The following is a 22404-nucleotide window of genomic DNA, read 5'->3' as shown; positions in this document are numbered from 1 at the left end:
GGACGGCAGTTGAAGCGCCCCCCGATCCGGACGAGGGCGCGCCGCCGATCCGGACAAGGCCGCGCCGGCGGATGCGGGCGAGGCCGGTGCAACCCGCCTCGGCGCAGGCGCAGGCGGAGTCCACGACCGTGTCGGGGGTCGTCACCGCGCGGCACGGCGCGTGCCACGTCCTCGCCACGGCCGTCCGGAGGACCTCCTCGGAGGCGCCGGGAGCGGTCGAGCGGCGCGGTGCGGTGGCCCGTGCCAGGCTGAGGACACCTGGGCTACGAAAGGACATTTCCGTGATCACCACCGACTTCGTCCCCGGCTCCCCCTGCTGGATCGACCTCGGCGCCCCCGACGTCCCGGCCGCCGCGGCCTTCTACGGGGCCGTACTGGGATGGGACTACGAGTCCATGGAGGGAGGGGAGGACATGGAGGGTGGGATGTTCCGGAAGGACGGCAAGATCGTCGCCGGGCTCGGCAAGCTCACCGAGAAGGGCGCCCGCTCGGCCTGGATGATCTACTACGACGTCGCCGACGCGGATGCCACGACCCAGGCCGTCGAGCGTGCCGGCGGCACGGTGCGGGTCGCGCCGAGGGACCTCGACGAGTGGGGCCGGATGGCGCAGTACAGCGACCCGCTGGGAGGCCAGTTCGCCGTCTGGCAGCCCGGAGAGAACACGGGAGCCGAGCTCATGGACGAGCCGGGCTCACTGTCCTGGACCGAGCTGTACACGAGCGACGCCGCGGCCGCCAAGGAGTTCTACGGAGGTGTCTTCGGCTGGCAGTTCGGCGACATGGAACTGCCGGGCGGCGGAGGGACGTACAGCCTCATCACCCCCGCCGGACTGCCCGAGGAGCGCATGCACGGCGGCCTCATGGAGATGCCCGAGGAGAATCTCGCTCTGACGAACGGGCGGCCGTACTGGCACCCGGTCTTCAACGTCACGGACTGCGACGCCGCTGTCGCCAAGGTCACCGAGAACGGCGGCACCATCCAGATGGGACCGGATGACGCGGAGGGCGTCGGCCGGCTGGCCGTCTGCGTCGACCCGGCGGGCGCCGACTTCGTCGTGCTGACGCCTTCACCGAGCGAGTCCTAGGAACGGACGCCTCGCCAGGCCGGTTCACTCGGAACCTCATGGGCGCACCGGGGCTTCGTGCGGTTGACGCGTGCCGACCGTGGGGAACACCGGGCCCGTTCCACAGCCCCGCGTCAACCGGCGCCCTCGGCTTCCCTCGGGAGAGTGTGCCCTGTTGCCGTCAAGGTCCGCCGCGCCCTAGGCTTCTGACCTGCTGTGACACCCTGTGCCCCTCCTGCGGGGCCGGTCGACCGCATCATCATGTGCGGCCCGGAACAGAAGGACGCCACTGTGGCTGCCGACCGGCCTGACGACGAGGATCCCGCCCGCGCGTTGGGGCGGGCGCTGCGCGCGCTGCAGCGACGCTCCGGATGCACGCTGCGTTCCCTCGAGACGAGTGTCCCCATCACTGGAGCGGCTCGTGGGTCTGCCTCCACCAGGGCCACTCCCTTCCCGGCCTCGGCCTCTCCGGCCTGAGGTTCTTCAGCCCGGGTGCGGGCAAGGGCCAGCTCGTCAATGACAACGTCTCGTCGTACGACTGGGTCGACGCCTGCTGAAGTCACCCTCCCTCGGAGCCGGACCGGCGGGCCACCCCCGCCGGTCCGGCTCCTCCTGTGCCCCGATCCGAGAGAGGGGAACGGGCCGCCGCTGAAGGGTGACGCCGCTCAGCAGGGCCCTTCCTCCGGCATCTCTTCGGGCGGGCGTCAGGAGGTGTGGTCGGGCCACGGGACATCGGTGGCGACGGGGGCGGCATAGTCGATGCCGGGTACGGAGAATCCGTAGAGGCGTCGGACCTCGGCCCGGAACCAGTCCAGGTCGGCCAGGTCCGAGATGGTCGCCGTGGTTGCCGTATCCCAGCGTTCGGCAACGGCCGCCTGGACATCAGCGGTCAGTTCGAAGGCATCCAGACGGATACGACCCTCGTCGTCCAGAGCGAGCGGGGCGGCGCCGGTGAGCTGGTCCCACAGGGTGGCGAGCTGACGGATCGGCGGAACGAGGTCGTCTCCGAGGACGCCGCGCAGCAGGCCTGTGTAAAGGGCGATGCCGGGGATCGCGGTGGAGGACTGGGTGACGGCGGCGCCGTTCACGGAGGTCACGGCCCGCCCGCCCACCATCTTCTCGAGCCGCTCGTTCAACGTACGAGCGGTGGCCTCCAGATGGGCCTTGGCCGCGCCGATGGTGCCCTGCCGGTAGATCGCAGCCGTCAGCGACGAGCCGATGTACGACAGCGCGGCGGTGGCGAACCCGTCGGCGAGCAGTCCCCGCCCGGCGAGGTGGTCGATCCAGCGTTCCCAGTCCGCGCCGCCCATCACGGCCACGGTCTGCTCCACGTCGTCGCCCTCGGCCGGCCCGGTCTCGACCTCGCGGACCTCGGGAACACCCTCGTCGTCGAAGACAAGGGTCTTGGTGCGGTTCGCCCGGCCGATCGGCTTGAGGACCGAGGCGTAGGTCGTACCGGTGTCGGGGTCGGTTCGCCGGGGCGCGGCGACCGAGTAGATCAGATAGTCCAGCCGGCCGCCGAAGCGGCGCTCGATGAGGTCGGAGACCTGCTCCTTCATCGGGTCGGAGAACGCGTCGCCGTTGAGGAAGACCAGGTCCCGCCCGGCAGTGCGGGCGATGTCGGCGGTGGCGGCGGTGCGGTACCAGCCGGCCGTCGCGGTCCGCCGCGCTGTGGGGGCCTTCTCGAAGGACACACCGATGCCGCGGATACCGGCGCGCTTGAGTCCGGCGAGCGTGGCCGCGAGACCGTATCCGGCGGAGGAACCGATGACCAGCGCCACCGGTCCATCGCCCTCCGGCGCGGCGACGGGGGCGGGGCACGCCTCCCACATGTCGGCCACCAGCTGCCCACACCCCGCCGGGTGGGAGTCTAGAAAGAGAAAACCCCGGTTGCGGGGGGTGAGAACGCGCTCGTTCACGATGGCAGTCCTTGGTAGGCCGGGACGGGAACGCGGCGGCCGGCCGGGCCACCGTGCCCTGAAAGTCTGGCCCAGCAGGCCGGCGACCAGCTGCCCCTCCAGGAACAACGATCACGAGTCGATCTTGGAGAGTTTCACCACTTCCCGGTCGAGCCAGGAGCAGCCACGACCGTGCAGGCGACCTTTCTCCGGCTTTCGCGTGTCTCGACTGCGACATCAGCATCCCTGTCAGGGGCATACGGATGCCCCTGACTCGTCGGGAAAGTAAGCCGCGCGTTCCTCCGGAGTGAGGTCGCGACCGAAGATGCGGCAGATGTGCTCGATGGCCCGGGTGGGTTCGGAGGAGGTGGCCACGTCCCACATGCGGACGGTTCCGTCTTGGCTGGTGGTGCCGATCTTGCGGCCGTCCGGGCTGAAGGCCAAGGACGCCAAGGCCACGTCGTCGGTGAGTGCGGTACGAGCCTTGCCGCTGACCGTGTCCCAGAGCCGGACGGCGCCGTCATCGCCGGCGGTGGCGAGCATTTTGCCATCGGGGCTGAAGGCCACACCGTTCACCCATGCGGCATGCTCGGTCAGGGTGATGCGCGTTCCACCCGTGGCCGGATCCATCAAGCGAGCCGTTCCGTCAGCACTGCCCGTGGCGAGTGTGCGGCCGTCCGGGCTGAAGGCCACCGCCCACACCTCGGCGTTGTGCCCCGTGAGTTCCTTGAGGGGCTTTCCCGTGGCCGTGTCCCACAGCCGTGCCGTGGAGTCGTCGCCGGCGGTGGCGAGCGTCCGGTCGTCGGGGCTGAAGGCCACCGCGTTCACCTCGTCACGATGTCCCTCGCATGTGATGAGGAGCTTTCCCGTGTCCGTGTCCCACAGCCGTGCGGTGGAGTCGGCACCGGCGGAGGCGAGCGTCCGGCCGTCGGTGCTGAAGGCCACACCCCACACCGTGCCACCGTGGCCTTTGAGTGTGGCGCGGGTCTTGCCCGTGTCCGTGTTCCAGAGGCGGATGGTCTTGTCGGCGCCGGCGGTGGCGAGCGTGTCGCCATCGGGGCTGTAGGCCACCGCATGCACCTCGTCGCCGTGGCCTTTGAGAGTGGTATGGGTCTTGCCCGTGTCCGTGTTCCAGAGGCGGACGGTCTTGTCGGCTCCGGCGGTGGCGAGCGTGTCGCCATCGGGGCTGAAGGCCACCGCCCACACCGCGCCGTCATGCCCCGTGAGTGTGGTGCGGTCGTCCGGAGGTCTCGTCTCCCACAGACGTACCGTCTTGTCGCGACTGGCGGTGGCGATCGTGCGGCCGTCAGGGCTGAACGCCAGCCCAAGAATACTGTTCGAGTGCCCCGTGAGCGTGGCTCCGACTCTGCCCGTGGTCGAGTTCCAGAGCCCTACGAAGCGGTCGTTCGCGGCGGCCAGCGTCCTGCTGTCCGGGCTGAAGGCCAGCAGGGACGCCGCCCCTTCGTGCGTGATGCGAATCTTGCCGGTGTCCCCGTCCCTCAGTTGGACGTCGTAACCATCCGCGGTGGCGAGCGTCCGGCCGTCCGGGCTGTACACCAACGACGTCAGCGCCTGGCTGTGTTCCGTGAGCCTGGTGCGGGTCTTGCGAGTCTCCACGTCCCAGAGACGGACCGTAGTGTCGGCGCCACCTGTGGCGAGTGTGCGGCCGTCAGGGCTGAAGGCCACCGACGTCAGCGCCTGTGTGTGTCCTTCGAGCGTGGCGAGGGCTTTGCCACCGGACGCCTCCCAGAGTCGTGCGGTGGAGTCGTCGCCGGCGGTGGCGAGTGTGCGACCGTCGGGGCTGAAGGCCACCGACGTCACTCCCTGTGTGTGTCCTTGGATTGTGGCGCGTGGCGTGCCGGTGTCCGTGTCCCAGAGCCGGATCGTCCTGTCGGCACCGGCGGTGGCCAGAGTGCTGCCGTCGGGACTGAAGGCCACGGCATTCACTCCGTCGCTGTGTCCCTTCAGCGTGGTGCGGGTCTCGCCCGTGGCCGTGTTCCACAGGCGGATCGTCTTGTCGGCGCCCGCGGTGGCGAGCGTGCGGCGGTCGGGGCTGTACGCCACGGCACGCACCTCGCCGGTGTGCTCGGACAGACGGCGGTGGGCCGGCAGGGCACCGGCGTCGCGCAGGCTCTCGGTCGCCTCGGACGTGCGACTGGTGCGGTACGCCTTCACCGCCAGCAACGCGGCCAACTCCGGGTTGGTGTAGAACAGTTCGTCGGACCGTGCGGCGAGCTGCCGCGACAGCGCCGCCTCCTTCTCGCTGCCCACCCTCTTCCACTGCCACACCGCACCGCCCGCCGCCAGAAGCGCCAGCACCAGCAGCCCCCCGAGGACGCCGTTGAGCACCCGGCTGCGCCGGATCGCGGCCCGCTGGCGCTCACTGCTCGCCGTCAGGAACTCCGTGATCTCCGCCGGCAGCCGCCGCTGCTGAGACCACTCGACGCCTTCCGCCAGCGCCGTCCCGCCGAGCAGGTCCCCCGGGTGCTTCTGGGCGGCCCAGCGGGTTTGGCGATCGCGGGTGCGGTCGAGCCACTCCTGGAAACGGTGGTCCTGGTCGACCCACTCCCGCAGTGCGCCCCAGTCGCGGATGAGCGCCTCGTGGATCAGCTCGGCCACCGGCTCCCCGGGCGGGCCACCGGGACGCAGCGGGGCCCGGAGCGTCTGGGTGGTGATGATGCGGCGTCGGGTGAGCGCGGCGATGACCGAATCGACAGCCGCCTGCTCGCCGCTGTCGCCCGGGGCGGCCGCCAGGTCCCGCAGCTCGTGGAGGGGGACCTGGGTGCGTACGGCGGTGATGTGGTGGCTGGGGTCGGCGGGGTGCACAAGGGAGGTGAGCGCGCGCCGCGCGATGTCGCGTTGGGCGGGAGACAACTCGTCGAGCGCGCTGTCGCACCACGTGGTCACGCTTCCGCTGACCTCTCCGATGCGCCGGTACGCGTCGTGGGTGAGGTAGCCGTCCTGCCGCCGGTTCCACAGCTGCTGAAGTGTCATCTCCAGCAGCGGCAGCACGGTGACGGGTGCCTGGCGGGTGACGGCCGACTCGGTGGTGATGTCCAGGACGTCACCGATGATCCGTTCGGCCAGCCCGGGCTGGAAGTGCAGCCCCACATCCTCGGCCGGCAGGACGATGATGTCGTGCAGATCCTGCTGGCTGAGGGTGCCCGGCACATTGAGCAGTCCCGGCATCGCCGCGTCCAGCAGCCGGGGGGCGAGAGCAGCCAGTTGCGGATAGAAATCGTCCCGCATGATCAGGATCATGGTGATCTTGGTGTACTCGTCGGCGGCCGAGGTGACCTCGTCGACGACATTCAGCATGTCCCGCAGCCGACCGTTTTTCGTCTGCACGAGAAGCTCTTCGAACTGGTCGATGATCAGCAGGACGCGCTGGCAGGAAGGCTCGGCCGCCAGCCTGCGGTTGACCGCCGCCGTGATGCCGTCGCTGCTCGCCCCGGGCAAACCTGCCCGCTCGATCTCGGCGAGCATGTCCTGCCTGGGCCGCGTCAGCACCGGGAGCCACCGGTCGCTGCGCGGCAGTTCCCCCGCCGCCAGTGCGCGCAACACACCGGCCTGGATCAGCGACGACTTGCCCGACCCGGACGGTCCGAGCAGCAGCGTCAGCCGCCGTTGCCGCCCCAGATTCGCCAGGACCTGCCGTACCGCCTCCGACCGGCCGTGGAACCACCGGGCGTGCTCGGCGGTGAACGGCTCCAGACCTCGGTACGGGCACACCTCGCGCTCGGCCAGCTCCGGCAGGACCTCGCGCAGGACCTGGGTGGGAGTGGCGTACGCGATGCTCAGTCCCCGTTCGTACGCGTCGGGGGCGGTGATCTCGGTGAGCATGCCGATGACCAGGCCGGTCACCTCGTCGAGGACGGGCCCGCCGCTGAAGCCGGTGGTGAGGTCGTTGGCATCGGTCAGCTGAAGGTGTGCGCCCCGCCCGTCCGTGGCGGGCAGCAGATCGCCGGTCTCGCCGAAGCCGAGGTGTCCTTCCGGCGGGGCCTGTGCGGGGAAGCCGAACGAGCGCACCGTGTGGCCCCGGCAGCCCTCCGAGGAGCCGAGCGACAGGATGCTCGCCCCGGCCGGCGTACCGCTCAGCCGGACGAAGGCCACGTCCTCGTACTCGGCGGAACGCCACAGCTCCTCCGGTACGGTGCCCGCCAGCTGGTCGGCGCCCACCACGTGCGGGAAGGTCAGCAGGACCACTGTGCCGGGCCCGCCTCCGGCCGCTTCGACGACGTGCGCGCAGGTGACCACGACGCCGTCAGCCACCAGGAATCCGGTACCGGCCACTCTGCCGTCCGGCGTGAGGATCTGGGCCACGGCCGTCGGCAGATCGGAAGCGATGCCGTCGCCGGACGTACTGTTCGCGCTGGTCACGGCTGTCGGCCCTCACTCGAGGTGGTGTGCGGATGGTCGGAGCCGCCGTCCCTCCAGGACACGGTCACCTTCAGATGACAGCTGGCCTGGCTCTTGGTGATCACGGCTCCGGCCTCGAAGGCCAGGTCGACACCGAACTCGATGGTGATCTCGTCCGGGCGGGCCTTGCGCAGCTGCGTGAGAGCCGCTCGGGCGGCCTCCGTGACCGGCTCGAGCGCTCCTTCCAGTGTGGCCGGAAGCTCGCGCACGGTGTCGCCGAAGCGACCGGCCTTCACCGGCCCCCCGTCCGGCAGACCAGGTTGCTCCACCAGTACACAGCCGCCGCCGTCCAGCGGAATCCGAATCAGAGGTGTCACCACGCCTCCTCTCCAGCTCGGGCCGTCGCGTGGGCATCCACGGACTCCACCACCGTCCACGAACGCGGCATATGCCGCACGCCGGGCTGGGCCGTTCGCCTACGGCCTCGAATGCCACAACGGCCGGGCGCAGCCCACCGGGTGGACCGGCCGGATGGAGGTCCGCCGGCGCCCGGGGCGCTGGGGAACGGGCGATCGCGGCGGCTCCCCCGGCTCCCCATGGTGGTGACGCGCACCCCGACGCCCTGAACTATGGTGTCCCACCACATACGCCAGTGACCTGCGTGTTTCTACGGTGTGGCAACACCAAAACGTCCCCGCACATCCCCTGGAAGTGGTGCACATGGCCTCCCCCGCGTCGGCTCCACCCGCCGAGTCGAATCTCAAGCGCATCGTCGCCGCGAGTCTCATCGGCACCACCATCGAGTGGTACGACTTCTTCCTCTACGGTTCGGCCGCCGCGCTGGTCTTCAACAAGCTCTTCTTCCCCGAGTCCGACCCGCTCGTCGGAACGCTGCTCTCCTTCCTGACCTACGCGGTCGGGTTCGCCGCCCGGCCGCTGGGCGCGCTCGTCTTCGGGCACTACGGTGACCGGCTCGGGCGCAAGAAGCTGTTGGTCCTGAGCCTGCTGTTGATGGGTGGCGCGACCTTCGCGATCGGTCTGCTGCCGACCCACGCCGCCGTCGGGTCCATCGCTCCCGTGCTGTTGACCGTGCTGCGGCTGGTGCAGGGCTTCGCGCTCGGCGGGGAGTGGGGCGGGGCCGTGCTGCTCGTCTCCGAGCACGGTGACGCCAAGCGGCGCGGGTTCTGGGCCTCCTGGCCGCAGACCGGGGCGCCGGCCGGGCAGCTGCTCGCGACCGCTGTGCTGTCCGCGCTCACGGCGCTCCTCTCGGACTCGGCGTTCCTCTCATGGGGCTGGCGCATACCGTTCCTGCTCTCCGGTGTGCTGGTGATCGTGGGTCTGTGGATCCGGCTCTCGGTCGACGAGTCGCCCGTGTTCAAGGCCGCGCTGGCCGCCGCCGAGGAGCGCAAGGCGGCTGCCGCCGGGCAGGTCGAGAAGATGCCGCTGGTCGCGGTGCTCAAGCACCACTGGCGCGATGTGCTGATCGCGATGGGCGCCCGCATGGCGGAGAACATCTCCTACTACGTGATCACCGCGTTCATCCTCGTCTACGCGACGACCCAGGTGGGCCTCTCCAAGCAGACCGCGCTGAACGCCGTCCTCATCGCCTCCGCCGTCCACTTCGCCGTCATCCCGGCCTGGGGCGCGCTGTCGGACCGGATCGGCCGCCGGCCGGTCTATCTGATCGGCGCGGTCGGCGTCGGTGCCTGGATGTTCCCGTTCTTCATGCTGATCGACTCGGGCACCTTCGGCGCCCTGCTGCTCGCCGTGACCGTGGGCCTGGTCCTGCACGGGGCGATGTACGCGCCGCAGGCCGCGTTCTTCTCGGAGATGTTCGCGACCCGGATGCGCTACTCGGGCGCCTCCATCGGCGCGCAGTTCTCCTCGGTGGCCGCGGGTGCCCCCGCCCCGCTCATCGCGACCGCGCTGCTCGCCGACTACGGCTCCTCGACGCCGATCGCCCTGTACGTGATCGCCGCCGCGCTCCTGACCGTCGTCGCCATCGCATGTGCCCGGGAGACCCGTAACCGCGACCTGTCCGAGGTGGCCGAGGACGCCCCGCGGGCCGCGGCCGCCCAGGTCCGCGCCGACGCCTGACCGCACTGTTCGACGGGGAGCGAGCGGCCCCCTCGGCCGAGAAGGCTGAGGGGGCCGCTTCGTGCCGTCGGCACCCGACTGTTCGACATGCGGTGCGGGAGGACGCTCGTCCGTCGCTCCGTTCAGCGGGTGACGGCCGACGACATCGCGTGGAGGCGGAGAGCCAGTTGGATCTCCAGGGCTCTCGACGGGGACTGCCAGTCGGGGCCCAGGAGGCGGCCGATGCGCTCGACGCGTTGGGCGACCGTGTTCACGTGGACGTGCAGATCGTCCTTCGTGCGCGCGGGGCTCATACCGCTCGCGAAGTACGCGTCCATCGTGCGGACCAGGTCCGTGCCGCGCCGCTCGTCGTACGCGACGACCTGGCCGATCGTGCGGTCGACGAATCCGTCGATGTCCCGGGTGTCGGCGAGCAGCAGGCCCAGGAAGCCGAGGTCCTCTGCCGCGGCGCCCTCGCCCGAACGGTGCAGCAGGCGCAGCGCGTCCATACAGCGCCGGGCCTCCTCGTAGGCGGTCGCGACCCGGTCGGGTGTGGCGAGTGGCGAGGCGACGGGGGCCGAGGCGCCCACCGTGACGCTCTCGCGCAGCGCGCCACCGAGGTGCTTGGCGGTCTGCCTGGCCAGCTCGGCCGCGGACTCCCCCGGGCCGAGCGGGAGCAGGAGCACCGTCCCGCCGTCGCGTGCGGAGGCCAGCCCTCGCCGGGTGGCGGCGAGATGCGAGGCGGCCGACCAGAGTCGCTGGCGGTCCGCGCTCTCCCGTACCCCGGCGTCGCCCTCGCCGCCGGACCCGGTCCGGTCCATGCGGGCGGCGAGTACGACATGGGGCGCGTCGACATCCGTACGGAGACGGGCGGCGCGCTCGCGCAGCAGCCGGCGGTCGCGATCGGGGGCGTCGAGGAGGTCGTCGAGCAGCTCCCCCCGTACCCGCTGTTCGGCCTCGCCGGCCGAGCGGCGGGCGAGCAGCAGCAGGGAGGTCACCAGGGCGGCGCGCTCCAGCGTGCGCTGGTCCACGGGGTCGAGGTCGGGCTGGTCGTGGAGGACAAGGGCGCCGAAGGTCTCGCCGCCGGCCGAGACGGCCGCCACCCAGCGGTCGCCTTCGCGCAGGGCGTGGCCGTCGGCGAGCCGGGCGGAGTCGAGACCGGCGTCGATGAACTCGACCCTTCCGCCGAGGACTTCCGAGACGGCCGCCGCCACGTCATGGACGCCGCCGCCGTGCAGCACGAGTTCGGTGAGCCGGTCGTGGACCTCCGAGGCCCGTTCGATGACTCCGCTGTGCTCACGGATGATGTCGTTGGCCCGCTCCAGCTCGGCCAGCGCCGACCGCGTCTCGGCGAGCAGGTTGGCCGTGTCGATGGCGACGGCGGCGTGCGCGGCGAAGGAGCCGAGGAGTGCGACCTGCTCCCGTTCGAAGACACGGGCACGCCGGTCCGCGGCGAACAGCACGCCGATCACCTGGCTGCCCAGGGTCAGCGGCACGCCGAGGATGGCGACGAGGCCCTCGTCGCGCACGGCGGAGTCGATGGTGGCGGTGTGCTGGAAGCGGGGGTCGTCGAAGTAGTTCTCGGTGACGTACGGCCGGGCGGTCTGGGCGACGAGGCCGCCGAGCCCCTCGCCCATGCCGAGCCGGACCTGCTGGAAGCGCGCCGAGACCGAGCCCTCGGTGACGCGCATGTACGTGTCCCCCGCGACCGTGTCGTTCAGGCTGAGGTAGGCGACCTCGGTGCCGAGCAGGGATCGGGCGCGCTGGACGATGGCGCGGAGCACGGCGTCGAGGTCGCGCAGTCCCGCGAGGTCGTGGGCGGTCTCGAAGAGGGCGGACAGTTCGGCCTCGCGGCGGCGCCTGCCCTCCAGCTCGGCCCGCACGCGCAGGGCGAGCTGCTTGGCCTGTTCGAGCTCGGCCAGCTCCTCGGGGCCCGCGCCGCTCGCACGGGCGAGCAGCACGGGCCGGTCGAAGCCTTCCGTGGCGGCTCCTCGCGCGAGGAGCTCCAGGTAGGAGACCTGTTCATGGGACATGGACACAGGGATACCTGTCGTAGGGGTGATCGCACCAGCCCTGTGGAAAACCTGTCGTCAGTGCGCGGTCCAGCCGCCGTCGAGGGCCAGGGAGGTTCCGGTGATGAACGACGCCTGGGGTGTGCAGAGGTAGAGCACCGCCTCGGCGACCTCCGCGGGCTCGATGAGCCGCTTGAGCGCCGAGTCCTTCAGGAGGACGTCGGTCAGGACCCGCTCGGCGGGGATGGAGTGGGCCGCGGCCTGGTCGGCGATCTGGCGCTCGACCAGGGGCGTGCGGACGTAGCCGGGGTTGACGCAGTTGGAGGTGACGCCGTGCGGGGCACCTTCGAGCGCGGCGGTCTTGGAGAGTCCCTCCAGACCGTGCTTGGCGGCCACATAGGCGGACTTGAAGGCGGACGCGCGCAGACCGTGCACGGAGGAGAGGTTCACGATCCGGCCCCAGCCCTGCGCGTACATATGCGGCAGGGCGCCCCTGATCAGCCGGAACGGGGCCTCCAGCATCACGGTGAGGACGGTGTGGAAGACGTCCGGCGGGAACTCCTCGATGGGGCGGACGAGCTGGAGCCCTGCGTTGTTCACGAGGATGTCGGTGCCGGCTGCCGCGGCCTCCGCTGCGTCGAGGTCGGTGAGGTCCAGGAGCTGCGGCTCGACGACGCCGGCGAGACCGTCTGCGTCCTCGACCAGTGCGTCCAGTCCGTCACCGGCCCGGTCGACAGCTCTGACACGGGCCCCCGCGGCGGCGAGCCGGAGCGCGCAGGCCCGGCCGATGCCGCCGGCCGCGCCGGTGACGAGCGCCGTGCGGCCGGTGAGGTCGAGCATGACGGAGCCGGGCGTGGCGGCGGGTGCGGGGCCCTGCGCGAGTGGTGCCGATACCTGTGCCGGTGCGGGACCTGATGTGGTGGGGGCGCTCATGCTCCGCACCTTATGAAGCGCTCCATCGCCAACCGATGTGTTCCGAGCCCATACTTCAGCTTGAGGGCATGGGGTCGAACCATGTGGGTTCGCTGGTGAGCGCCTGCTGGATCCGGAAGAGCGAGAACCGCTTCATCTCGGGCAGGTCGTCCACCTCGAACCAGCCGACCTCCGTCGACTCCTCGTCGTTCACGCGCGCCTCGCCGCCGACGGCGCGGCAGCGGAAGGTGATGTCCATGAACTGGCACTGGTCGCCGTTGGGGTAGACGACGGGCTTGCGCAGGGTCTGGACGATCACGACCCGCTCGGCCTCGCAGTGCACGGCGGTCTCCTCGTACACCTCGCGCACGGCACACGCGGCGGGCTGCTCGCCCGGCTCGACGATGCCGCCGACGATCGCCCACATCCCGGTGTCGGTCCGGCGACCGAGCAGCACACGGCCCCGGTCGTCGAAGACGACGGCGCTCACACCGGGCAGGAAGAGCAGCTGGTGGCCGGCGCTGGCCCGGAGTTCGCGGATGAAGTCAGGGGTACCCATGTCCCGACCCTAAGCCCTTCTGGATCAAGAACACTCACGTCCGATCAGGAACCCTCGGGAACGGGATCCGAGGCCGGGCGACCTCAGGGACGGGGAGCCCAGGGCCGGACGACCACGGACACAGCGAACCGAGGGCCGGGGTTCCTCAGGCTTCGCGGCTCCGGCGGGCCCGCACGGCTCGCAGCACCGACCAGCCGAGACCGGCGGCCGCGACGCCCACCAGGAGCGCCTCGGGGAGCGTGCCCATCCGTGTCGCCGGGGTGAGCGAGGAGCGCAGCGGCACCTTCTCGACCAGGACGTCCGGGGTGAACATCTCCGACCTCGCCACGATCTCCCCGTCCGGCCTGATGATCGCGCTGACGCCGCTGGTGACCGGTACGACGACGGCGCGGCTGTGCTCGACCGCCCGCACCCGCGACATGGCGAGCTGCTGGTACGTCATCTCGCTGCGGCCGAAGGTGGCGTTGTTGCTCGGTACGGAGATCAGCTGGGCGCCGTGGGTGACGGTGTCCCGCACGGCCCAGTCGAACGCGGCCTCGTAGCAGGTCGCGAGGCCGACCTTGGTGCCGGCGAGGTCGAAGACACCGACCTTGGTCCCCGCGCCGAAGTCGCGGCTGACGCGGTCCACATTGCTGTTGAAGATCCGTACGAAGGACCGCATCGGGATGTACTCGCCGAAGGGCTGGACATGCCGCTTGTCGTACGTGGCGACGGGGCCCTTGTTCGGTTCCCACTGGATCAGCGTGTTCCGCAGCTTGCCCGTGTCCGGCGCGACGACGGCGCCGATCACGGTCGGTACGCCGATCTTCCGCACGGCCTCGCTGATGGCGTCGGCCGCGTCGGGGTTGGCGTAAGGGTCGATGTCGGAGGAGTTCTCCGGCCACAGGACGAAGTCCGGCTGGGGCTTCTTCTTGTCCGCGACGTCCTCGGCCAGTTCCTTGGTGCGGGCTACGTGGTTGTCGAGGACGGCCCTGCGCTGTGCGTTGAAGTCGAGGCCGAGGCGGGGCACGTTGCCCTGGACGGCGGCGACGGTCGCGGTGCCGTCCTCCGCGGAGTCGTCGACGAGCGGCAGGGCGGCGAGGGCGCCGGTCACCGGCAGGAGCACGGTGAGCGCCGCCGCCGCGAGCGGGCCGCGCGGGACGACGCCCGTGGCACGGTACGCGCGGACCTGACGGAGCACCTCGTACAGGCCGAAGCCGCAGAGCGCGACGGCGAAGCCGAGCACCGGGGTGCCGCCGACCGCCGCCAGGGGCAGAAAGACACCGTCGGCCTGACCGAAGGCGATCTTGCCCCAGGGGAAGCCTCCGAAGGGGACACGCGCGCGTGCCGCCTCGGCGAGGATCCACACCGCGGCGGCGAACACCGGCCAGCCGGGCAGCCGGGAGACGGCCGCGATCCCGAGACCGGCGGCGGCGATGAACAGAGCCTCGACCGCGGACAGCGCGATCCACGGGAACCGCCCGACCTCGGAGCCGGTCCAGATCAGCAGCGGCAGCAGGAAGCCCAGACCGGCCAGGTAGCCGAGGCCGAACCCGGCCCGCAGACGGCGGCCGCGCAGGGCCCAGCCGAGCAGGCCGAACGCGGGCAGCGCGAGCCACCACAGCGGACGGGGCGGGAAGCTCAGGAAGAGCAGCACGCCCGACAGCACGGCCGCTCCCGGCCGTACGAGGCGCCGCAGGCCGGACGGACCGGGCTCCGGGGTGGCGGCGGGTCCTGAGGCGTCGACGGGGGTGATCGTGGTGCTCACCCTGCGGAGTCTACGGCGCGTACCCGGGCCCGGAGGACCCCGGCTCGGGCGGCCCGCCGACGCCGTCGCGCACGGAGTCGCGCACCACGCGACACGCGGGCCGCGCAGGAAGCGGCGCACGGGCCCGACGCGGCGCGGCCCTCCGCCATCACCGTTCCCTCACCTCTGCCGCAACGTTCCTGCGCATTCGCTCCCCAAACCCCGGCAGCCCCGTTACGGTGTCCGCCAGACGGAGCGGGGGGACGACGGGGATGGCTGCACCTGCGGCTGAGCGGGCCGCCGTGCGTGAGCGTGGGCGGGCACCGGATGTCGCCGGGGTGCTGATCCTCGGCGCCGTCGTGCTGTGGTCGCTCGTCACCGCCACCGGCCGGGACGCCCGCCCCGAGGGCGTCCTCCTCGCCGTACTCGCGCTCGCCGCGGGTTACGCCTGCGGCCGGATCTCCGGCACGCTGCTCCCGGTGGCCGCTTCGGCAGCCGCGTCCCTCGCCGCGCTCGGCCTCGCGCTGACCTCCGGGCCGAGCATCCCGGGCGCCACCCCCACCGGTTCCGTACCTCCCGGTCACACGGGTGCGGCCGCGGCGCTGCTCGTCCTGGCCGCCGGCGCGGCCTGCTGCGCGGCCTCGGCCGCCGATTCGGTCCCGGTCCGTCTTCTGCTGCGGACACTCGCGCTCGGGGTGGCGGCCGTGGCGCTGGTCCTGGGCTCCGTGGTGGGTTTCGTCGCGGCGCTCGGTGTCCTGCTCTGCTCCCTCGCGGCGGTACGGATGCGACGCCGGCTCCTCGGTCTCGCGGGGCTGGTGCTGGCGACGGGGCTGTTCGTGGGGGTGTCCTGGGCCGTGGCGGAGGAGCGGCTCCCCGAGGGGCTCGCGGTCTCCCTGGAGGGCCAGCTGACCGGGCACCGGGTGCTGCTGTGGCAGGACGCGTCCGCGATGGCGAAGGAGAACCCGCTGGTCGGGGTCGGCCCGGAACGCTTCGGCGCGCTGAGCCCCACCGCCCGGACGACCCTGTACGCCGACGGCAAGCCGCATTCGGCCCCGCTCCAGCAGGCTGCGGAGCAGGGGGTGCCGGGGGTCGTCCTGCTGGGGGCGACCTACGGCTGGCTGGTGTGCGGCCTGTGGACCTCGCCCCGGCGGACGGCGGTGGTCCTGACGGCGGCGGCGACCCTGACCGCGCTGGCGGCGCTCGCCACGGTCGGCAACGCGCTGAGCTTCACCCCGGTGACCGTGGGCGCCGGTCTTCTCGCGGGCCTGGCGACGGCCCGCGCGGCACCGGCGCCGACCGATGACTGACGGCAGACGAACGACGGCTGAGGGCAGACGGCAGACGGCAGACGGCAGACGGCAGACGAACGACGGCTGACCGGCTGACCGGCTGACGAACGACGGCTGACGAACGACGAACGAGCCCACCGGCCGTCCACCGCACTCCACCGCCCGACGACGGACCCCCGGTGCGGCGACACGGCGAACGCTCAGGCGCCCGTCGGCCCCGTCGGTGTCGGGGGGCGCAGTCGGTCGCGGATGACACGGACGCCGAACTCGGCGTCGTCGACCGTGACCGTGAACGTCCGGCCGTCGTCCAGCTTCAGGACCAGTGCCTCGCCCCGGCGGACGATGACCCCCTTGCCCTTCTCCGGGCGCCAGCGGTAGCCCCAGCCACCCCATTCGTGGGGGGTGACCTTCGCGACGTAGTCGGCGCCGACCACATGGGCGAGCAGGATGCGCCGACGCGGCACTCCGATGTGGCCGCAACGGACCTCCATGGCCCGCTGGTCCACCTTGACCTCGACATGGACGAAGGCGAGCGTCCCGAACAGCACGAGAAGCCCTGCGGCGACACAGCCGATCACGGCCATCAGCAAGGCCGCGATGCCGGAGGTCCACGCAGAGTCGACCGCGAGGGTGATGCCGAGCGCCATACAGGCGGCACCGGCGACGGCGGCCACCCACTGCATCCGGTTGGTGGCCCGGCCGATCCACACCTCGGGCAGTGGCGCTTCGATGCCCAGAGGCCGGTGGTGCCGGGGATGTCCGAAATGGTCCCTCATGTGGGGCAGCCTACTCACGTTCCGCCCGTACGGCGCCCCTTCGGGGCCGGACGGCGGCTCCGTCAGCGGGCGGGCGCCGCGGCCCGGAGCAGGCGGCCTTCCGCGTAGCTCAGGGCGGCGGCCGGGAGATCCGAGGCCCGTCCGCTCAGCAGAACGGTCAGACCGCCGGACGGGGTCGCGGTGGGCACGGGCTCGACGCCGATCCGACGGAGCGCTTGTGCCGCGACTGCCCCCGCGGAGCCGTGGAAAACCACCGGCGGCAGGTCGGCGGACTGCACCGCGGCGCGGATCTGCTCGGCGACCAGTTCGTAGTGCGTGCAGCCGAGGACCAAGGCCCGCACGTCGCGCGGGGTGAGGGCGGCGGCGGCCGCGACGGCCCGCTCGACGGCGTCCTCGTCGGCGTGCTCCACCGCGTCGGCAAGTCCGGGGCAGGGCACCTCGGTGACCTCGGCGCCGTCGGCGAAGTCGCGGATCAGGCCGCGCTGGTACGGGCTGCCGGTGGTGGCCGGGGTCGCCCAGATGGCGACCTTGCCGCCCTCCGAGGCGGCGGGCTTGATCGCGGGGACCGTGCCGATCACCGGGATGCGGGGCTCCAGCACGGCGCGCAGCGCGGGCAGGGCGTGCACGGTGGCGGTGTTGCAGCCGATGATCAGCGCGTCGGGCTCGTGCTCCGCGGCGGCCCGGGCGACGGTCAGGGCCCGCTCGGTGAGGTCCTCGGGTGTGCGGGGGCCCCAGGGCATACCGTCGGGGTCGGAGGAGAGGACCAGATCGGCGTCGGGCCGCAGTCGGCGAACCGCGACCGCTGCCGGGAGCAGGCCGATTCCGGAGTCCATGAGCGCGATCTTCACCCGATCACCCTAGCCGACCACCCTTGCGTCCCCGGCGATCTGGGGCAGACTGCGGCGAATGAGCGCCATTGCCTGGATCGCCACGGGTTCGCTCGCCGCCTGGGGGTGGCTGCTGCTGGGTCAGGGGTTCTTCTGGCGTACCGATCAACGCCTGCCGAAGGCGCACGCGCGCGTGCGGCCGGGCGACTGGCCCAGGGTCACGATCGTCGTGCCGGCACGGGACGAGGCGGAGGTGCTTCCGCTGAGCCTGCCGTCGCTGCTCTCGCAGGACTATCCGGGTGAGGCGGAGGTCGTCCTCGTCGACGACGGCAGTTCGGACGGCACCGGGAAGCTCGCCGGTGAGCTGGCGTCGCGGTACGGAGGGCTGCCGCTGACCGTGGCCTCGCCGGGCGAGCCCGAGCCCGGCTGGACGGGGAAGCTGTGGGCGCTGCGCCACGGCATCGGCCTGGCACGCGCGCGTGGCCCGGAGTTCCTGCTTCTGACGGACGCGGACATCGCCCATGAGCCGGACAGTCTGCGCCGCCTCGTGGCCGCGGCCGTCGGAGGCGATCTGGACCTGGTGTCCCAGATGGCCCGGCTGCGGGTGGCGAGCTTCTGGGAGCGGCTGGTCGTGCCGGCGTTCGTCTACTTCTTCTCCCAGCTGTATCCGTTCCGCTGGATCAACCGCCGACGCCCGCTGGCCACGGCGGCGGCCGGCGGCTGTGTGTTGCTGCGGACGTCGATGGCCGAGCGGGCACGGGTGCCGGACTCGATCCGGCAGGCGGTGATCGACGACGTGTCGCTGGCCCGCGCGGTGCGGCGGGTCGGCGGGCGGATCTGGCTGGGTCTCGCCGAGCGGGTGGACAGCATCCGGTCGTATCCACGCCTGGCCGATCTGTGGCGCATGGTCTCGCGCAGCGCGTACGCCCAACTCCGCCACAATCCGCTGGTGCTGGCCGGCACGGTGGCCGGGCTGGCCGTGGTCTACCTGGCTCCCCCGGTGGCGCTGGTGGCCGGGGTGGTGGGCGGTGACACCGCGGCAGCGTGGGCGGGCGGGATCGCGTGGGCGGTGATGGCGGGGACGTACCTCCCGATGCTCCGCTACTACCGGCAGCCGCTCTGGCTCGCTCCCACGCTCCCGTTCACCGCGCTGCTCTATCTCCTTATGACGGTGGACTCGGCGGTGCAGCACTACCGGGGCCGGGGCGCGGCCTGGAAGGGGCGGACCTATGCCCGTCCCCGGCCGGCCCCGGACCGGTGATCACTTGACGGCGGGCGTCCACTTCATGCCCCAGCCGTACGCCTCGTCGACGGTCCGCTGCATGCTGATCCCGAGCAGCGGGTCGAGGTAACGCGCCTCCCGCTGGACGATCAGGTCGCCGTCCTCCTGGGTGAGCAGGGCGAGCGCGCAGACGGTCGCCGGGCCGGCGCATTCGCCGAGGGAGAACTCGACAGGGGCACCGTGCTGGGGCTGGAGGGTCACGGTGGCGTCCAGACCGGCGAAGCCGCGGGCGCCCGAGTAGATGGTGACGAAGACGAGGATGCGGCGGAACCCGGCCGTGTGGTCCAGGTTGACCGTGAGGTTCTCGCCCGAGTCGACGTCCCCGGTGCGGTCGTCCCCGTCGAGATGGAGGTACGGGGGTCGTGCAGCGACCCGAAGCCTTGGAGCGCCTGGACCACGCCCTTGCTTCCGTCGGTGAGCTCGTACAGGGCGCACAGGTCGAGATCGAGGGCGACGGGGGCGACGGAAGCGGTGCCGCCCTTCCCGACCGCTCGGCCGAGCTTGGCCCCCCAGCCCGTGTTCTGCTTGCGGACCTGCCAGTTGAGGTTCACCCGCAGGGTGCCGGAGGTGCCGCCCTGCTTGGCCAGGGAGACCTTCGGCGAGTCCTTCGTCAGGGTGATCTTCGTGAGCGAGACATTCGTGGGGGGGCGCCACCACGGCCGCGGCGGGTTCCTGCGCGACCACGACCACGGCGGGCCGCTCCGGGAGCCCGGGCTCCACGACCGTGATGCCGAAGTCCGTCGCCAGGCCTTCCAGGCCGGAGCCGTACCCCTGGCCCACCGCCCGGAACTTCCACTCCCCCTGCCGCCGGTAGAGGTTGCCGAGGACGCATGCCGTCTCGACGCTCGCGTCGGTGCTGTCGTACCGGGCGATCTCGGCGCCGCTGTCCGCGTCCACCACGCGGATGTACAGACCCGGGACCCGGCCGAAGTCCCCGCCGTCGACCGAGGCCGCCAGGACGAGCTGCTCGACGACCGGTTCCACGCGCACCAGATCCACGGTCACGACGTCCGCCATCGCGCCGTCCGCAGCATCGTTTCCACCCTCTGCGGCCCGCTTTCCCTCGTGCCGGACGGAGCCCGAAGCGTGCTCCGGCTGGTTGTAGAAAACGAAGTCCGTATCGGAGCGCACTTTCCCCGACACAAGGAGTAGCGCCGAGGCATCGACATCCGGCACTCCCGCACCTGAACGCCAGCCCAATTCGACGCGCACAGTGCGCGCCGCCACCGGAACATTGGCTCCCTTAAGCATGGACATGATCCCCCGCTCACGGCTCGCGGCACATCAAGATTTCTTTACGTCAACCTAATGCCGGGTCATGCCGGGCGCCCGGGGCAACCCGTGGGTAACCCCTTCCCAGCTCGTGTTTTCAAGATCAGCGGTCCGCCGGAGCCTCTCGGAGCGACCGTTTTTGTCACGTTCGATCGCATTAAGGATCGACGGTCACTCAGAACCCGTCAAACAACCCTCTTATCGGGCTCCCCAACCAGCACATCGTGGGCTTAACTTATGTGCCATGACCTCCCCCCGCTCCACCTACGGCGGCGGTTACTACACCGCGCCGTCGTTCCCCGACACCCCCATCTACGACTCCCTGGTCGCGGAGCGGGGCACGCCTCAGATCGCCCCGATCCGAGTGCCTTCCGCGTACGACACCGGCAACAGCTATCTGCCGGCGCTGCCCGCGGCCCTGCCCGCCCTCCCGGCGGGACCCAGCCAGCCCGCCCCCGCCTACAACGGCGGCGGTTCCTACGGATACCCGCAGCCGATGCAGCAGCAGATGGCTCCGGTTCCGCTGCAGCACGCTCCTGCGCCGTACATCCCCCAGCAGCCCGCCGGCCCTCGCGGCTACCCGGGCGGCCAGCCCCAGCAGCCCCAGCGCCCGGTGAATACGGGGTACGAGGCGATGCGCCCGGCGGCACGGCCCGCCCCGGCGCCCGCGCCGTACCAGGACCCCTACAACCGCCCGTACCAGGGTCAGGGGTACTGAGCGACACCAAACACGGAGCTACTGGCAGGATGGCGACATGTCGATCCCTCGCCTGCGCTCCGTCCATGTCCACCCGGTCAAGGCGCTGCGCGGTTACGCACCCGCCGAGGCGGAGGTCCAGCCATGGGGACTGGCCGGTGACCGCCGTTGGGCCGTCGTGGACTCGTCGGGCAAGGTCGTGACCCAACGCCGTCATCCGCAGATGGCGTTGGCCTCGGCCCAACCGCTGCCGAGCGGTGGCATCGAGGTGTCCGCGTCCGGCCGCCCCACGCTGTCGGTCGAGGTGCCGCGGCTGTCGTCCACGATCCGGGTGGAGGTCTTCGAGACTCCGGTGGAGGCGGTCCCGGCCGATCCCTCGGCCGACACATGGTTCAGCGAGTACCTGGGCACCGAGGTCCGGCTCGTCCACATGGACGAGCCGGACCACCGGCGTCCGATCAAGCCCGAGTTCGCGCTGCCCGGCGAAACGGTGAGCTTCGCGGACGGCTTTCCGCTCCTGGCCACCACCACCGCCTCCCTCGACGCCCTCAATTCGCTGATCGCCCAGGGCGATCACGCCGACGAGGGCCCCCTTCCGATGAACCGCTTCCGGCCGAACGTGGTCATCGACGGGACCGCGCCCTGGGCCGAGGACGGCTGGACCCGGCTCGCCATCGGCGAGGTCACCTTCCGGGTCGCCAGGTCCTGCGGCCGGTGTGTCGTGACCACCACCGACCAGCGGACCGCCGAGCGCGGCAAGGAGCCGCTGCGGACGCTCGCCCTCCACCGCAAGGACGGCAGCCGGCTGATCTTCGGCCAGAACCTCGTGCCCGAGACCGTCGGCACCGTCCGGGTGGGCGACGAGGTCAAGATCATCGACTGAAGTGGGGCGGCCGCCCCCCGATCGCTCCGCAATTCCCGTCCCGACGGGCAGGGAACCCTCCCCGGGGGCAGACTCGTTGAGAGAGCCGAGGACGAGGGGGTGCGAGGCGTGCGAGCGGCCGCCGGGGTCTGGCGCTGGCGGCACAATCCCCTGCGCCGGACCACAGACCTGATCGAGGCGTGGGTCGCGCTCACGGCCGTGGTGCTGCTCGCGCTCGCCGTACCGACGGCCGGCTGGATCTCCGGGGTGCGCACCGACGCCTCCCTCCAGCGCGCGGTCCAGGCCCAGTCCCGGCTGCGCCAGCCCACGACGGCGCGGGTCGTCCGGCTCGCCGACACCCCGGCGCCGGGACTCACGAGCCCCGAGTCCGGGGACGAACAGCCGCTCCGCCGGTCCGTCGTGGCCCGCTGGACGGCGCCGGACGGCACGTCGCGCACGGGTACGGTGACCATCCGGCGCGAACTGGCCGATCCGGGCGACACGTTCCGGCTCTGGACGGACCGCGGCGGCCGCCCGGTCACGGCGCCCATGGAGCCGGAGACCGCGCACGCCCACGCGATCGCCATCGGATTGCTCACGGCCGCCCTGGCCGGCGTCTTCGTCGAGGCGGCCAGGCGCCTTGTCGTACGGCGGCTGGTACACCGGCGGTACCAACGCCTCGACCGCGCATGGGCCAAGGCCGGTCCCGACTGGGGGCGTACGGGCGCGGGCAGCTGACCGACGCACCCGGCGCGACCAGCCACGCCTTCCCCTACGACGTACGGGCGCGTCC

General features: G+C 71.7%; 15 protein-coding genes and 2 pseudogenes. 7 read left to right on the top strand and 10 right to left on the bottom strand.

Translation table 11 applies throughout. The annotated features are described in order from the left end of the window. Window positions 1-281: 281 nt before the first annotated feature. Window positions 282-1085, top strand: a complete 804-nt coding sequence (locus ACZ561_RS01900; RefSeq protein WP_470988378.1) for a VOC family protein — start codon at window positions 282-284, stop codon at window positions 1083-1085. 683 nt (window positions 1086-1768) lie between these two features. On the opposite strand, the gene fabV is transcribed toward ACZ561_RS01900, so the two are convergent. The 3 genes from fabV to ACZ561_RS01885 all read right to left on the bottom strand — a co-directional run bounded on the left by fabV (window position 1769) and on the right by ACZ561_RS01885 (window position 7698). Then, window positions 1769-2983, bottom strand: a complete 1215-nt coding sequence (gene fabV, locus ACZ561_RS01895; protein ID WP_470988375.1) for an enoyl-[acyl-carrier-protein] reductase FabV — start codon at window positions 2981-2983, stop codon at window positions 1769-1771. Between the two features lie 228 nt (window positions 2984-3211). After that, the gene (locus tag ACZ561_RS01890) at window positions 3212-7342 is read right to left on the bottom strand and encodes an nSTAND1 domain-containing NTPase (protein WP_470988372.1); all 4131 of its coding nucleotides are present in this window, start codon (window positions 7340-7342) and stop codon (window positions 3212-3214) included. Beyond that, a complete protein-coding gene (locus tag ACZ561_RS01885; RefSeq protein ID WP_470988370.1) occupies window positions 7339-7698 on the bottom strand; it encodes a CU044_2847 family protein in 360 nt (119 codons plus the stop codon). Before ACZ561_RS01885 ends, ACZ561_RS01890 begins: the two co-directional genes overlap by 4 nt. 460 nt (window positions 7699-8158) lie before the next feature. Here ACZ561_RS01885 and ACZ561_RS01880 point away from each other — a divergent pair. After that, window positions 8159-9418, top strand: a pseudogene (locus tag ACZ561_RS01880) (MFS transporter); the annotation flags it as partial. A 122-nt stretch (window positions 9419-9540) separates the two neighbouring features. On the opposite strand, the gene ACZ561_RS01875 reads toward ACZ561_RS01880, so the two are convergent. The 4 genes from ACZ561_RS01875 to lnt form a co-directional block, all read right to left on the bottom strand. Next, the gene (locus tag ACZ561_RS01875; RefSeq protein ID WP_470988368.1) at window positions 9541-11430 is read right to left on the bottom strand and encodes a helix-turn-helix domain-containing protein; all 1890 of its coding nucleotides are present in this window, start codon (window positions 11428-11430) and stop codon (window positions 9541-9543) included. Between the two features lie 57 nt (window positions 11431-11487). Next, window positions 11488-12249, bottom strand: coding sequence for a 3-hydroxybutyrate dehydrogenase (locus ACZ561_RS01870; protein WP_470990012.1), 762 nt, complete (start codon window positions 12247-12249; stop codon window positions 11488-11490). 148 nt (window positions 12250-12397) lie between these two features. Then, window positions 12398-12880: an NUDIX hydrolase gene (locus tag ACZ561_RS01865; protein ID WP_470988365.1), complete on the bottom strand. Its 483-nt coding sequence runs from the start codon at window positions 12878-12880 to the stop codon at window positions 12398-12400. Between the two features lie 145 nt (window positions 12881-13025). After that, the gene (gene lnt, locus ACZ561_RS01860; protein WP_470988362.1) at window positions 13026-14627 is read right to left on the bottom strand and encodes an apolipoprotein N-acyltransferase; all 1602 of its coding nucleotides are present in this window, start codon (window positions 14625-14627) and stop codon (window positions 13026-13028) included. A gap of 251 nt (window positions 14628-14878) precedes the next feature. Between lnt and ACZ561_RS01855 the strand changes: the two genes are divergently transcribed. Further along, the gene (locus tag ACZ561_RS01855; protein ID WP_470988360.1) at window positions 14879-15913 is read left to right on the top strand and encodes an O-antigen ligase family protein; all 1035 of its coding nucleotides are present in this window, start codon (window positions 14879-14881) and stop codon (window positions 15911-15913) included. 182 nt (window positions 15914-16095) lie between these two features. Here the strand turns inward: ACZ561_RS01855 and ACZ561_RS01850 are convergent, their stop codons facing one another. Then, window positions 16096-16671: a hypothetical protein gene (locus ACZ561_RS01850; protein WP_470988358.1), complete on the bottom strand. Its 576-nt coding sequence runs from the start codon at window positions 16669-16671 to the stop codon at window positions 16096-16098. 62 nt (window positions 16672-16733) lie between these two features. Next, on the bottom strand, window positions 16734-17519 hold the full coding sequence (locus tag ACZ561_RS01845) for a glutamate racemase (RefSeq protein WP_470988356.1): 786 nt from the start codon (window positions 17517-17519) through the stop codon (window positions 16734-16736). A gap of 58 nt (window positions 17520-17577) precedes the next feature. Here ACZ561_RS01845 and ACZ561_RS01840 point away from each other — a divergent pair, with 58 nt between their 5' ends. Next, window positions 17578-18759, top strand: a complete 1182-nt coding sequence (locus tag ACZ561_RS01840) for a glycosyltransferase (RefSeq protein WP_470988354.1) — start codon at window positions 17578-17580, stop codon at window positions 18757-18759. On the opposite strand, the pseudogene ACZ561_RS01835 reads toward ACZ561_RS01840, so the two are convergent. After that, window positions 18760-20037, bottom strand: a pseudogene (locus ACZ561_RS01835) (TerD family protein). It lies immediately after the preceding gene. 259 nt (window positions 20038-20296) lie between these two features. Between ACZ561_RS01835 and ACZ561_RS01830 the strand changes: the two are divergent. The 3 genes from ACZ561_RS01830 to ACZ561_RS01820 all read left to right on the top strand — a co-directional run bounded on the left by ACZ561_RS01830 (window position 20297) and on the right by ACZ561_RS01820 (window position 22349). Then, window positions 20297-20770, top strand: a complete 474-nt coding sequence (locus ACZ561_RS01830; RefSeq protein ID WP_470988351.1) for a DUF6643 family protein — start codon at window positions 20297-20299, stop codon at window positions 20768-20770. 37 nt (window positions 20771-20807) lie between these two features. After that, window positions 20808-21632, top strand: coding sequence for an MOSC domain-containing protein (locus tag ACZ561_RS01825; protein ID WP_470988349.1), 825 nt, complete (start codon window positions 20808-20810; stop codon window positions 21630-21632). A 99-nt stretch (window positions 21633-21731) separates the two neighbouring features. After that, on the top strand, window positions 21732-22349 hold the full coding sequence (locus ACZ561_RS01820) for an Rv1733c family protein (RefSeq protein WP_470988346.1): 618 nt from the start codon (window positions 21732-21734) through the stop codon (window positions 22347-22349). Window positions 22350-22404 lie beyond the last annotated feature (55 nt).

Source organism: Streptomyces sp. NPDC039609 (assembly GCF_055596705.1).
The sequence above is the reverse complement of the archived record's forward strand: the minus strand, read 5'-3'. Positions and strand labels throughout refer to the sequence as shown.